The organism is Kitasatospora sp. NPDC023120, from assembly GCF_055560835.1.
The window spans coordinates 1-12627 of record NZ_JBVHHY010000025.1 but is presented as its reverse complement, the minus strand read 5'-3'; the positions used below and the strand labels follow the sequence as shown (position 1 = coordinate 12627).

The following is a 12627-nucleotide window of genomic DNA, read 5'->3' as shown; positions in this document are numbered from 1 at the left end:
GTGATCCTCCCGTGCCCGAGTGACAGTTCGCCTCAGAGGAGACCACCGTGTTGACCACTGTCCGCAGCAAGATCTCCGCCGGCGCCGTTGCCGCGTTGACGGCCGGGCTCGCCCTGCTTCCTCTCGCTCCGGCCCGGGCCGCGTCCGTGCCGAACCCGGCCGGAACGGCGAGCTACGGCTGCCCCAACGGAGGAAGCTACTGGTCCGACTTCTCCGGCGGCCGCGGCCGTGCTCACTTCTCGTGCCAGAACTTCCGCGTCCGCATCGGCATCAAGTGCACCGACGGGAATCGCCACTGGAGCGGAGGAGCCGACCAGCCCCAGCCCAGCGTGGTCTGGCGGCTGCACTACAACAAGGTCGAGTGCCCCGTCGGCTACAGCGTCTTCGGCAATCCCTCCATCTACGTCAAGTAGCCCCGCCGACAAGCGCGTCCGACTCCTGCCCGCCGGTTCGGGGCCCGGAAGCGCCCGCAGGCCGGTACGCGAACCGCCGGGAGGCAGGCCACCATCCAACGGGTGGCGGCCTGCCTCCCGACGTGCCTTCGCCCGGCGACCGGGCGACGTGTCCGCCGACGCCACGACGCACCGGCCCCGGCCCCGCCGGCTCAGCCCTCACCGCCGGCACCGGCACAGGGCATTCGACGGCGCACATCCTCGCGCGGGACACCGCCGGTCGGCACGGGTTCGGCCGAACTCGCCCACCGCCGCACCGCAGCCCGCCGGACACCCGCACCCGCGGCTGTCCTCACGGACGCCCGGACCGTCACACGGGCCCGAGGTCCGGCAGCTCCGGCAGCGGCCGGACCTCGCCCGTACCCAGCTCGACCGTGAACCGGGCCCGCATCGGGCCGTCGCCCCGGCGGGAGAGGAGGGTGAGTTCGGTAACCCGTGCAGAGGTGGTGCCCAGGCGGGCAGCCAGCTGGGGCGCGAGCCGGCGCGGGTCCCGGGTCCGCCCCAAGGACAGGTGGGGCGTGAAGTCGTCCGCCCGACCCCGACAGCGGGGGAAGCGTTCCACCAGCGAGCTGTGCAGCGCCCGCCACGGGCCGGGGCCGCCGCCCGCCGGGTCGAGCCAGACCGTGGCGTCGTGGTGGTGGGAGAAGTGGCGCACCCCGTGCAGACGGGCCCTGAACGGGGCGTGCTCGGCCGCGGCGGCGCCCAGCAGCGGGAGCGCGGGCCCGAAGTCCGACTCCGGGACGAAGCCGAACAGCACGTTGACGTGCGGCGGCCAGCGGCGGATCTGTGGATCGTGCTCCGCCCTGATCCGCTGGACGGCCCGCCACAGTTCCGCCGGCGGCAACCAGGCAAGCGCCGTCCGGGGTGTCGGTCCGACGTCCAGGACTCCCGCAACGTCGATCGGATGTCCGTCCACCCCTCCATGGTGACCACCGGCACCGGGACCGGCGGCTCGGGGCACCCCGTGGTGGCCGACGGACCGGCGGTGTGCACCCCGACGTGCCGGTCCGCCACCGGACGGCACCGGCGCCGTAAGGTCCTCTCCGAGAACGCGCAGTCCACCCCACCTGATTGGTCAGTGGTCGCTCCCGCGAGCACCGGGACGACCACCCGACGGGGTTGCCGGTGGTGCGCAACGGTCACGTGCCTCCTTGTGGCGCGGGATTCGGCAGGTTCCGGACCTGGTCGTCGTACGCGGCGAGCAGTTGTTCCAACTGCTGGAGCGACTCGGCGGGTATGTCGGGGGGTGCGGCCTCGACCACGTAACGGGCGGCGGCGGTCAGGGCGGCCAGCTCGTACGCGTGGAAGGTGCCGCGCAGCACCGTGGGCCGCACCCGTTCCAGCTGCATTACGCCGCCTTGGACCGGACGTAGTCGGTGACCTGGGCCAGCTCGGCGGCGAACTGGTCGTAGTCCTCCTGCATGCCGTTGATGTAGGCGCTCCAGCCGAGGCTGGCCTTGGCGTAGTGGACGGCCTCCTGGATCTCCTCGTCCGTTGCTCCGAAGAGCTTCGCGGCCTCGGTGTGGAACAGGCTGCAGTACTTGCACTTCGTCTCGGCGTGCAGCCCGACGCCTATCAGTTCCTTGTACTTGTTCGGGATCAGCGTCTCCCCTAGCTCGATCCGCTTGAAGATCTCCCACTCCGGGCCCAGCAGCTCGGTGGGGATCTTGCTGAAGAAGTGCGGGACGAGGCCCAGCGTCTCCTTGATGTCGGCCTCGATCTCGCCACGGTTGATCGCGGTGGCCATGGCGATGTCCTCCATCCCGGGCTTCGCATGCCCAGTCCAGCCCAGCCGACGCGGACCGCAGGCTGCCGGAGGCCGGACCCTGCCGCCCGCATGCCGCGTATTCACCGGGAAGATGCGCCCTCTTCCCGTCGTTCCCGACAGTCGCGGACGACGGCGTGCCCTCCTTTCCAGGATGTCAGCCGCGATGGTCGTTGACCACCGCTCGAAAGGAGCGCCAGGTCGCCGAGCGCGATACTCCCGAGGATGCCCTTGGCACCCGCGTCCGGGGACGCATCTGTCGAGGCCGGCACCGCTCGGTTGCCATGCACCAGGGACCGTGGCGGAGGAGTTCGTGTCGTGGTTCGGCTGCGGTGGCAGCAGCCGGCTGGGGGCGGTTGACCACGTTCCGCCCGGAAGACGCAGGACAGATCGGTTCGGGCCACAGGCGAACCGACCGTGCGGAAGCCTCCGCCGTACCAGCTCCAGCCTGCCACCGTACGTGAGGTCTCACGACGCCCGACGGCGCTCAGCTGCCTGTTGAAGTCGGTGGGGCCGCTGAACGTGCGTCCGGGCAGGAAGCTCGTCTCCAGGTAGCCATTGGCGCGCTCGACCAGGCCCTTCGCCTCGGGGTCGCGGGGCCGGCAGAGGTGGACCCTGGTGGCGAGCAGGCCTGCGAACGCGGCGAACTCGGATGTCAGCCTGCCCTTGCCGACTCCGGCCTCGTTGTCCCAGACGAGGGTCTTGGGGATGGCTCCCCAGTCGTCGGCGAGCAGGCGCCAGTGGCCGTCGATCAGGTCGCCGGTCTGCCGCGAGGGCAGCATCCTCGCGGTGATCACCCTGGAGTAGCCCGAGACGATGACCAGGACCGGCGGGCGGCCGGACTGGCTGTAGCCGAGCGGGATGTCCACCGGCGGGAACCACAGGTCGCACTGGGCGAGCCCGCCGGGCTGGTAGACGGTCCTGGAGACCGGATCGACCGGCAGGTAGGCCGGCCGGAGCTCGCGTACGCGTTCCTTGAGGATCGTCATCCCGCGCTCCCAGCCGATCCGCTCGGCGATCACCGTTGCGGGCATCGTCGGGGTCTGCTTCAGCAGCTCGCGGATGGCGGGCTCGACCGCATCCACCGCCGAGCCCTTCAGCGGACGCTGGTAGACCGGCGGCCGGTCCGTGGCCAGGGCCCGCTTCACCGTGTTCTTCGAGATGCCCAGATGCCGGGCGATCGCCCGGATCGGCATCTGCTCGGCCCGGTGCAGCCGTCGGATCTCAGCCCAGTCCTCCACGGAAATCACCCTCTCCTCCTGACCCTCAATGAAGATCAGGATGATCAGACGATCGCGAGGTGGGTCACCCTTGATCCGCCGTTCAGCGGTCAGTTTTCACCTGTCGCCGAGACCGCGATCGCGACGTTGATGTGCTGGGTGAGGTGTTCGACGGGGCCGTCGAGCCGGTCGAGCGGAGCCGTGAACGGCGAAGCTCGATCTCCCGCTCCAGCCGCGGCGCGCGAGCCGCCCGGCACTCCGCCGACTCACCGGGATACCTCACTCGGCCGTCCTTGAGCCGCGGATCCGTGCCCGTCCGGTCTGCGGCTGACGGGTCCTCCGCTTCCAGCACCACGCCGAGGCGGGGCGGCAGCCGGCACTGCGGTCTGCCCGGGCCTGCGGAGCGGCTCAGGGCGTGAGGAGTCCGCGTTCGTACGCCTTGACCAGGTTGCGCGGGACGAGGTGCTCGCGCCCCTCGACGGTGATCGCCACCAGTTGGGGTGCGCTCGCCTTCCACTGGGCACGGCGGTGCCGGGTGTTGCTGCGTGACGTCTTCCGCTTGGGTACGGCCATGTCGGGCTCCTAACGGGTAGGGGAGGCGTAGGGAAGGAGGGCCATCTCACGAGCGTTCTTGATCGCCGTGGCCGTGGCCCGCTGCTGCTGGACGGTGAGGCGGGTGACACGGCGATGGGGGCACCTCCCGGCCGAAGGCTGGGGGAGGATCTTGCCTCGGTCGGAGACGAACTTCCTCAGCAGATTGGTGTCCTTGTAGTCGATGTAGGTGATCCCGGCCTCGATCAGGGGATTCGGGCGGGGCTTGGCGGGGCGTCCGCCGGCGGGGCGCTTGGCCATCGCGGTTTCCGTTCTGTCAGGAGACGGGGTCGAGCAGGTCCTCGAAAGCGTCGGGCAGGGCTTTCCAGCCGGGCTCGCCTGCCATCAGTTCGGCGTCGGTGAGCAGGCAGGAGTCGAGCAGCTCGGTGATCCCTTCCGTGTCCAACCCCTCCGCGATGAAGACGAGTTGCTGGATGCGGTCGCCGTGGGCCGGGTCCCAGTCGAGCGCGGCGGCCGCCCGCCGCGCGGGCGGGTACAGCTCCCAGGCGGCGTCCGGCAGCGAGGCGAGCCACGGACCGCACTCCTCCACGGCGAGGTTGGCCCCGGCGGCATCCCAGGCGAGCATCAGCTCGGGGCGGTTGGCCAGCCAGAACCGTCCCCGGCTGCGCTGGGCTGCCGGTACGAGGAGCTCCAGCGCCTCGTGGAACCGGCCCGGGTGCAGCGGACGGCGCCGCTCCCACACCACGGTGGCCACACCGCCCTCGTCCGCCGCCTGCGGCAGCAGCGCGATGGCCGGGTTCACCCGGTCGCGGGCGGCGGCCACATCGAAGCCGCCGAGCGCCGCGCGTAGCAGTTCGCCGGTGCCGAGCAGCACCCGGCGGGCGGTCGGGTGCAGTTGGCGCAGCATCGCGAGTCCCGCCGCGCCGCCGCGGGCGACCGCGAGGGTGGTGGCGTACTCGATCTGGTGCGCCAGCGCCTCGGCGCGGGTGCGGGTGTCGTCCGGGGAGGTGTGCTCGCCGCGCTCGGCCAGCTCGTCGGGGACGGAGAGTTCGCCGAGCAGCCGGTCCGGGTCGACGGCGACCACCACGCCCGCGAGCTCGATGAACTCCTCCATCGGCCGGCCGTCCACCTCCCCGCCCGCGATCACCTCGACCACGGGGTGCGGATCGCTGCCGCCCCACAGTTCCACGACTGCCAGGCCGTGCTGCCCAGCCTCCGCGATTCCGACCAACTCGGGCAGCATGTCCTCGCGCAGGGCGCAGCAGGCGCAGTCGTTGGTCAGTGGCAGCTCGGCGGTGTCGTACACGCCGTTGGTGTCGCGCAGTTCGCGGTGGACGGTGCGGCGCGAGGCGTCGCGCAGGTCGTGGTGGAGGACGACTGCGTTGACGCTGCCGTCCAGCAACTCCTGGACGGCGCGGCGGCGTTCGGCGCGGTGCAGTCCGGCCACCACCACGACCGGGAGCCTGACGTGTTCGGGCACGGCGCTCACCAGCTCGACTTCCGCACACCGGGCAGCTGTCCGGCGTGGGCCATGGTGCGCAGGTTGATCCGGGAGAGGCCGAAGGCACGTTGGTAGCCGCGCGGGCGTCCGTCCACGGTGTCGCGGTTGCGGACGCGGGTGGCGCTTGCGTCGCGCGGCTGGCGGGCGAGTTCGCGCTGGGCGGAGGCGCGTTCCTCCGGGGTGCTGGCGGGGTGGGCGATGACGCGCTTGAGCTCGGCTCGGCGCTCGGCGTACCGGGCGATGATCCGGCGGCGCTGCTCGTTCTTGGCGATCTTGCTCTGCTTGGCCATCAGACCTTCTCTCCTCGGGCTCGGATGCGGGTGACGGCGGCCTCGACGCCGATGACGTCGACGGTCTTCAGGCCCTTGGCGCTGAGCGTAAGACGCACGTAACGGCCCTCACTGGGCAGCCAGTAGCGCTTGCGCTGGATGTTGGGATCGAAGCGGCGACGCGTGCGCCGGTGCGAGTGCGAGATCGCGTTACCGAACCCCGGCTTGCGGCCGGTCAGTTGACAGTGGGCGGACATGGGATGGCTCCGTTGCGGATCGTGCGGCGGACAGGCGGCCACGCCCCCGAGGTCGGCGCGACGATCCCGGAAGCTTGGCTCACACTAGCTTAGATGAAAATGGATTTCATTTCTCTATAGTGGGGACGCGTCAACAGCGCCCAACCAGGAAGGACCCGTGGCCCGCAACGAACTCCGCCCGGTCATCAAACTCCGGTCCACCGCCGGCACCGGCTACACCTACCACCGTGCGGGCGCCGATCAGACCACGCGGTCCCTGGCCACCGGACCCACGACCACCGCATGTCCGCCCAGCCGGTCCAGCCATCCGCCCGGCATGCCCACCACCTCACCCTTCCGAGATGTCCACGCCGAAGACTCTCCGCCGCCCCGGAGCGGCCGACCCGGTGCCGGCCGGCCCATACATCCCAGACCGGATCCGGCCGGCCGGGGACGGCGGCCTGCCATGATGGGGCGGCCATGTCCACTTCCGCCCGCACCGCCACGTCCCGTGCCGCCGCATCCGATGTGCGGTGGGTACGGGCGGTCGCGTTCGCCACGGCGACGGCCCGGGCGTCGTCAACGAGCTGATCCGCGAGGCGCTCCACCCCTACCCGGACGGCCTGGCCATCGTCAGCAAGGTCGCCGCCCAGCGCGACGAGACAGGCGCCGAACCACCTGCTGCGGGCGGCCGACCGGACCGACATCGTCTGCGTTCAGAACCTCTTCAACCTCGCGGACCAGCGCTCCCTCGACGTGCTCCAGGAGTGCACCGCCGGAGGGATCGCGTTCGTCCCCTTCTGCCCCCTCGGCTGGCCGCGCGGCCTCCAGAACCAGATCCTGACCAGTCCCGTCCTCACCGAGCGGGGCAGGCGGCTGGGGGCCACCCCGGCGCAGATCGCCCTCGCCTGGCTGCTCGACCTCGCCCCGAACATCCTGCTGATCCCCGGCACCCGTACCCGCACCCACCTGGCCGAGAACCTCACCACCGCGTCGGTGCGGCTCGACCAGGCGTCACGAAAGGAGCTGGCCCGGGCGTTCCCGGCTCCGCCGGAGCCGCGCCTCGAGTAGCGATTTAGCATGAAAAGCAAGGCTTCATCTCCAGGCCCGCGCCGCAGCGGCAGGGAGGCCCAGATGGCGTTCGACACGACTGGTTTCGAGCATGCGGACAGCTGCCGCTACCTACCGATCTCCGAACACGGCCTGATCGGCGATCTTCGTACGGCCGCCCTGGTCGGCACGGACGGCACCATCGACTGGTACTGCTGCCCGCGCTTCGATGCGCCCAGCGTCTTCGGGTCCATCCTCGACGCCGACCGGGGCGGGTCGTTCGAGCTGGCCGCCGAGGTCCCGACCCGCACCCGACAGTTCTACTTCCCCGACACGAACATGCTGATCACGCGGTTCTTCGCCGCAGACGGGGTGGCGGAGATCCAGGACTTCATGCCTGTGGTCGACGAGTCGCGCGAGGCGGCCCGGCACCGGCTGATCCGGCGGGTGGTCTGCGTCCGCGGCACCCTCCCCTTCAGGGCGCGCATCGCCCCGCGCTTCGGCTACGGCGCCGAAGCGCACACCACGCACCTCGAAGGCCACGAGGCGGTGTTCCGATCCCCGTCACTGACGCTCGCGCTGACCGCCACCGCACCCCTGGAGAGCGACGGCCTGGACGTGTGGTCGCACTTCAAGCTCCTCGAGGGCGAGTCCAACGTGTTCGCCCTCGACCAGCTCGGCGACGCCGTCGCCCCTCGGTCTTGTCCGCGTGCCGAGGCGCAGGAGCAGGCCGAGGCGACCGTCCGGTTCTGGCGTCACTGGCTGGCCGGGTCGCGCTACCACGGCCGGTGGCGGGAGATGGTGAACCGCTCCGCACTGGTGCTGAAGCTGCTCACCTACGCGCCGACCGGCGCGATCATCGCCGCACCGACCACCAGCCTGCCCGAGCGGATCGGCGGCGAGCGCAACTGGGACTACCGGTATGTCTGGGTCCGGGACGCCGCCTTCTGCATCTACGCCATGCTGCGCCTGGGGTTCACCTCGGAGGCCGAGGCGTTCATGGGGTTCCTCGGCGAGCGCGGCATCCTGCGCGGCACCGGTGCGACCGGCCCGCTGCAGATCATGTACGGCATCGACGGGCGCAGCGAGCTGCCCGAGTACGAGCTGCCGCACCTGGAGGGCTACCTCGGCTCCGCACCGGTCCGGGTCGGCAACGCCGCCACCGGCCAGCTCCAGCTGGACATCTACGGAGCCCTGATCGACTCCGTCTACCTGTACGACAAGTGGGGGCAGCCGATCAGCAGCGACCGCTGGGACGAGGTCGGCGCGGTGGCGGACTGGCTCTGCGAGCGCTGGGATCAGCCCGACGAGGGAATCTGGGAGACCCGTGCGGGCCGCAGGGACTTCGTGTACTCGCGGCTGATGTGCTGGGTGGCGCTGGAGCGGGCGATCCGGATGGCCAACCGCCGCGGCCTCCCGGCCGACCTGCCCCGCTGGCGGCAGTCCCGGGACGCGATCTACCGGCAGATCATGCAGCGCGGCTGGTCGGCCCGGCGGGGCGCGTTCGTCCAGGCCCTGGACGACGGTGAGCTGGACGCCTCGCTGCTGATGATGCCGATGGCCAAGTTCATCTCGCCCACCGACCCCAAGTGGCTCTCCACCCTGGACGCCCTCACCGCGGACCTGGTCTCCGACTCGCTGGTCTACCGCTACAACCCGGCCACCAGCCCGGACGGCCTGCACAGCCCCGAGGGCACCTTCTCGATCTGCTCCTTCTGGTACGTGGAGGCGCTGGCCCGCGCGGGCCGGCTGGAGGAGGCCCGGCTCGCCTTCGAGAAGATGCTCACCTACGCCAACCACCTCGGTCTGTTCGCGGAGGAGATCGGCCCGACCGGCGAACAGCTCGGCAACTTCCCCCAGGCCTTCACCCACCTCTCGCTGATCAGCGCCGCCTTCAACCTCGACCGCGCGCTGGGCTGACGCGGATTCCGCTCGTCCTCAGGGATTGGAGGGGCGGGTCTCGGTCCAGTCGACCATCAGGCGGCGTTCCGCGAAGTACCAGGCGCCGTCCTGCCTGACGAACTCGTCGAGATAGCGGATCGACGCGATCATGATGGTGCGCTCGGCGTTCTCGCCGGACGAGATGTGGTGGGCCAGGCAGTAGCTTTCGCCCGTCGCGCGGTCGCCGGCCAGCGTCCATGGCGGCTTCGTGGACGGCTCCGGGCGGCAGGGGGTGTACGAGCAGCTGACCCAGGATGGGTACCGCGTCAGCGTCGTGCAGAACCCGACCCTGTCCCTGGAGGGCGACGTCACCGCCACCCCCCGGGTCCTCGACGCCGTGGACGGGCCGGCCGTCCTGGTCGGCCACTCCTACGGCGGCGTCGTCATCACCGAGGCCGGCAACCACGAGAAGGTGACCGGCCTCGTCTACATCGCGGCGTTCGCCCCCGACAAGGGCGAGTCGGTGAGCACCCTGATCGCGGACCCCGCGCCCGGCGCCCCGGTGCCGCCCATCCCCCCGCCCCGGGACGGCTTCCTGTTCCTGGACCGCGAGAAGTTCGCCGCCTCGTTCGCCGGGGACGTCCCCTCGGACCTCGCCGCATTCATGGCCGACTCCCAGGTTCCCTGGGGCGTCGACGCCCTCAACGGAGCCGTGTCCCGGCCCGCCTGGCGCACCAAGCCCGCCTGGTACCTGGTCGCGACCGACGACCGCATGATCCCTCCGCCCGCGCAGCGCACCATGGCCGAGCGGGCCGGCGCCCACACCGTCGAGGTGCCCGGCAGCCACTCCGTCTACATCTCACGGCCCGACGCCGTGGCCGACCTCATCAAGCAGGCCGCCGGCCACTGACCGCACGGGAGCGGCTCCCCGGCCGCCACGCCCAGCCGTCGGTTCGCGCCCGCACCGAACCGGCGGCTCACCCGTTCCTGCCCAGCATCCCCGCCTGGGCATGGTCGCCACCGCCGACAAGTCCCTCCCCTGGCCCTCGAACGGTACGAGTACCAGCGCGCCGACTCCCACGCCGTGGAGGTCAACGGCGCCTCCCACGTCGTCATGATCAGCCGCCCCTGAGTCGTGGCCGACGTCATCGAGGACGCCGCCGAGCTGGCCCGCTGAACCAGCCGCCGCACCGCTCACCGGCACCGCTCCGGTGTCGGCGGCCAGCCCCATGCCCTCGCGGTCGCCGGGCCGGTCTGCCGCTGTCGCATCGTCCACTGCGGAGCCGCCGCTCGGCGTCGGCGCCCGTTTGCGGGGGTACCGGGCCGGGCGGGGGCTCATGAAGCCAGAACCGCGGCCGCCCGCAGTGGCGCGAGCGCGGTGGCCCAGGTGATGACCTGGTCGAGCATCGTGTTCAGAGCGGGCAGGTTGTAGTCACCGGGCTTGAAGGCCTGGTAGTTCTCGAACTCGGTGATCAACGACAGCGTGACCTGCTGGCGCACGTCGGCCAGCTGGAGCTCGCCCGCCACCAGGCGCAGCTGCTCCACCGCCCGGACGCCGCCGACTCCGCCGTAGGACACGAAGCCGACCGCCTTGTTGTTCCACTCGGCGTAGAGGAAATCCAGGGCGTTCTTCAGCACGCCGGGGATGCCGTGGTTGTACTCCGGTGTCACGATGACGAACCCGTCGAACCCGGCGATCTTCTCCGCCCACTGCCGGGTGTGCTCGTTCCGGTATTGGCCGAGCGAGGGCGGCAGGGGCTCGTCCAGGTGCGGCAGTGGGTGGTCACGCAGGTCGATGAGCTCGAACCGGGCGTCGCCGCGGCGCGAGGCGATGTCGAGCACCCACCGGGCGACCTGTTCGCCGTTGCGGTTGGGGCGGGTACTGCCGAGGATGATGCCGATCTTGAGCATGACAGGCCTTGCCTTCCTCGTACGCAGGTGCATGGCACCTCGGGGTACGCTGCCCGGTAGATCGTCTGCCGAGCAGACGATCTACTCAACAAAGAGTCGCCGGATATCATTCCTTTCATGGGCACCGAGATGTCGACCGGGCCGGCGGCCGGGTGCGCCGACCTCACCGAGGACTTCGGGTTCTCGCTGATGGTGGTGGCGCGCGCCCACCGGGCCGCCGTCTCCTCAGCGCTGGAGGCTGTACCTCAGGGCGCGCGCGGCTTTCAGACGCTTGCCGCCGTGGTCGAGGGCGACGGGCCGAACCAGCTCGCCCTGGCCGGCTATCTGCGGATCGACCGCACGGTGATGACCTACCTGCTCGACGACCTGGTCGCGGCGAGCCTGGTCGAGCGCAGGCTCGACCCCTCCGACCGGCGACGGCGCAGGATCGTCGCGACCGGCCACGGCGTCGACACCCTGCGGCACCTCCAGGGCCAGGTACGCGAGGCCGAGGACGCCCTTCTCACCGCGATCGATGAGAACGAGCGCGAGACATTCCGCGCCCTGCTCCGACAGATCGCGCGCAGTGCGCTGAACGTCGAACCGGGGGCCCAGCCCTGCGAGGCCGACGCCGACATCTGCGACTCGGCCGCCATGGCCGGCAGCGCGAAGCCCGGCCGCCCATCGTCCTGACATCCGAGATGCGGCACCGGCCGGTCGGGTTCGAACCTCAAGCGGGGGCACAACTCAGCCACGGTCGCCAAGCTCGGGCGGGGCATACCCGATAGGCGGCTTCGCTCGCGCGCCTCGCGGCCCTGAAATGTGATCGCTGGAAGTGGGATGCCGGAGATCGAGTCGGGCGTGCTTACCGCGGTGATCCGCCACGAGCGGCCCAGCGGGATCCCGTTATCGCGTTCGAGTGCTCGGACTTGGCGCTCGGACCAATACCGGTACTGCGTGATGTCGTTCGCTCGACGCCGCGCTGCCACCTCCGTTGGGTGCGGCGAGCCTACAGATACCCGGTCACCAGTCCGTGAGGCGGAGCGGGGCACGATGCCGTCACCCAAGGGCGGCGGAGGACAGGAACGGCGACCGTCACGCGGAGTTGTTGAGACGGTCGCAGGCCGAGCACGTTCTCCTGCAGCAGGTCCACCGCGAGCGCCGCTGTCGAGCTCACCGGCTTCCCGGCCTCTTGGTGGCACCAGGCAGTCGCCGCGATCGAGACCGAGGCACTCGCCGCGGGAGCGCGCCCTTGCTTCCGTGAGCCGGTGCTCTGCTCGGCCGAACGCGACATCGAGTTGGCCCGCAGCTCCTGGTCTCGCGACCCGTACTTCGGCTGTGGTCTGCTGCCCCGTATCCGGCTCGCCCCTATTCGAGCGGCTACGGGAGGAGTGATCTGTGGTCCCACCCCGCTCCCCCGGCTGGACGTGAGTAATGGAGGTGACCGACGTGGCGAGCCGCACCCGCCTCTTGCAGCCGGGCGGGGCAACATTGGCGCCATCGGCCACCGCACCGATGCCCTCCATTCCCCTGTCTCCTTCCGCACCGGCTCCCCGTTGATGAGGATCCCCGAAAACGACCAGGCCCGCTCTCGGTTCCCCAGTTGGTTGGGCCGTTCAACGGCCTGGGGAGAGTGCGGAGCGGGGAGACAGGCGTATGTCGGCGATGAGTCGTGCGGCCTGGTGGATCGGGTACGGCCCTTCCCGGCCCGGCTCAAGTCTGTCCGAGCAGCCTTACGCCTCTTCCGCGGGGATGGCCTGCCGTGTTGCGTAGCGGTTGCGCATCGCGTCGCTCGCTGCGGGACCTGCGGC

Annotated in this window: 15 protein-coding genes and 1 pseudogene; 5 read left to right on the top strand and 11 right to left on the bottom strand. The window is 70.9% G+C overall.

The window, feature by feature from the left end:
* Window positions 1–47 precede the first annotated feature (47 nt).
* Complete coding sequence (locus tag ACZ3TI_RS30770) at window positions 48–413, top strand: hypothetical protein (RefSeq protein ID WP_465731951.1); 366 nt, start codon at window positions 48–50, stop codon at window positions 411–413.
* 349 nt (window positions 414–762) lie between these two features.
* On the opposite strand, the gene ACZ3TI_RS30765 is transcribed toward ACZ3TI_RS30770, so the two are convergent.
* The 9 genes and pseudogenes from ACZ3TI_RS30765 to rpmB all read right to left on the bottom strand — a co-directional run bounded on the left by ACZ3TI_RS30765 (window position 763) and on the right by rpmB (window position 6016).
* On the bottom strand, window positions 763–1368 hold the full coding sequence (locus ACZ3TI_RS30765) for a 2'-5' RNA ligase family protein (RefSeq protein WP_465731949.1): 606 nt from the start codon (window positions 1366–1368) through the stop codon (window positions 763–765).
* A gap of 223 nt (window positions 1369–1591) precedes the next feature.
* A complete protein-coding gene (locus tag ACZ3TI_RS30760) occupies window positions 1592–1801 on the bottom strand; it encodes a hypothetical protein (protein WP_465731947.1) in 210 nt (69 codons plus the stop codon).
* Window positions 1801–2199: a carboxymuconolactone decarboxylase family protein gene (locus ACZ3TI_RS30755; protein WP_179852994.1), complete on the bottom strand. Its 399-nt coding sequence runs from the start codon at window positions 2197–2199 to the stop codon at window positions 1801–1803. Before ACZ3TI_RS30755 ends, ACZ3TI_RS30760 begins: the two co-directional genes overlap by 1 nt.
* Window positions 2200–2669: 470 nt before the next feature.
* Window positions 2670–3467 (bottom strand): annotated as a pseudogene (istA, locus tag ACZ3TI_RS30750) (IS21 family transposase); the annotation flags it as partial.
* 378 nt (window positions 3468–3845) lie between these two features.
* Complete coding sequence (rpmF, locus tag ACZ3TI_RS30745) at window positions 3846–4010, bottom strand: 50S ribosomal protein L32 (RefSeq protein WP_465731945.1); 165 nt, start codon at window positions 4008–4010, stop codon at window positions 3846–3848.
* Window positions 4011–4019: 9 nt separating this feature from the next.
* Window positions 4020–4289: a 30S ribosomal protein S18 gene (gene rpsR / locus ACZ3TI_RS30740; RefSeq protein WP_465731943.1), complete on the bottom strand. Its 270-nt coding sequence runs from the start codon at window positions 4287–4289 to the stop codon at window positions 4020–4022.
* A gap of 16 nt (window positions 4290–4305) precedes the next feature.
* On the bottom strand, window positions 4306–5478 hold the full coding sequence (locus tag ACZ3TI_RS30735) for a CobW family GTP-binding protein (protein WP_465731941.1): 1173 nt from the start codon (window positions 5476–5478) through the stop codon (window positions 4306–4308).
* Entirely contained in the window at window positions 5475–5780 is a 306-nt protein-coding gene (gene rpsN / locus ACZ3TI_RS30730) for a 30S ribosomal protein S14 (RefSeq protein ID WP_465731939.1), read from the bottom strand. Before rpsN ends, ACZ3TI_RS30735 begins: the two co-directional genes overlap by 4 nt.
* On the bottom strand, window positions 5780–6016 hold the full coding sequence (gene rpmB, locus ACZ3TI_RS30725; protein WP_465731937.1) for a 50S ribosomal protein L28: 237 nt from the start codon (window positions 6014–6016) through the stop codon (window positions 5780–5782). Before rpmB ends, rpsN begins: the two co-directional genes overlap by 1 nt.
* A 657-nt stretch (window positions 6017–6673) precedes the next feature.
* On the opposite strand from rpmB, the gene ACZ3TI_RS30720 reads away from it, so the two are divergent.
* Window positions 6674–7066: an aldo/keto reductase gene (locus tag ACZ3TI_RS30720; protein ID WP_465732158.1), complete on the top strand. Its 393-nt coding sequence runs from the start codon at window positions 6674–6676 to the stop codon at window positions 7064–7066.
* 63 nt (window positions 7067–7129) lie between these two features.
* Complete coding sequence (locus ACZ3TI_RS30715; RefSeq protein ID WP_465731935.1) at window positions 7130–8965, top strand: glycoside hydrolase family 15 protein; 1836 nt, start codon at window positions 7130–7132, stop codon at window positions 8963–8965.
* A gap of 18 nt (window positions 8966–8983) precedes the next feature.
* Here the strand turns inward: ACZ3TI_RS30715 and ACZ3TI_RS30710 are convergent, their stop codons facing one another.
* Window positions 8984–9298 carry a nuclear transport factor 2 family protein gene (locus ACZ3TI_RS30710; protein WP_465731933.1) on the bottom strand — a complete coding sequence of 105 codons (315 nt, stop codon included), beginning with the start codon at window positions 9296–9298 and terminating at the stop codon, window positions 8984–8986.
* On the opposite strand from ACZ3TI_RS30710, the gene ACZ3TI_RS30705 reads away from it, so the two are divergent.
* Window positions 9195–9836, top strand: coding sequence for an alpha/beta hydrolase (locus ACZ3TI_RS30705; protein WP_465731931.1), 642 nt, complete (start codon window positions 9195–9197; stop codon window positions 9834–9836). The genes ACZ3TI_RS30710 and ACZ3TI_RS30705 overlap by 104 nt on opposite strands.
* 425 nt (window positions 9837–10261) lie before the next feature.
* On the opposite strand, the gene ACZ3TI_RS30700 is transcribed toward ACZ3TI_RS30705, so the two are convergent.
* The gene (locus tag ACZ3TI_RS30700) at window positions 10262–10837 is read right to left on the bottom strand and encodes an NADPH-dependent FMN reductase (protein WP_465731929.1); all 576 of its coding nucleotides are present in this window, start codon (window positions 10835–10837) and stop codon (window positions 10262–10264) included.
* Window positions 10838–10954: 117 nt separating this feature from the next.
* Between ACZ3TI_RS30700 and ACZ3TI_RS30695 the strand changes: the two genes are divergently transcribed.
* Entirely contained in the window at window positions 10955–11509 is a 555-nt protein-coding gene (locus ACZ3TI_RS30695; protein WP_465731927.1) for a MarR family winged helix-turn-helix transcriptional regulator, read from the top strand.
* Window positions 11510–12627: the final 1118 nt, after the last annotated feature.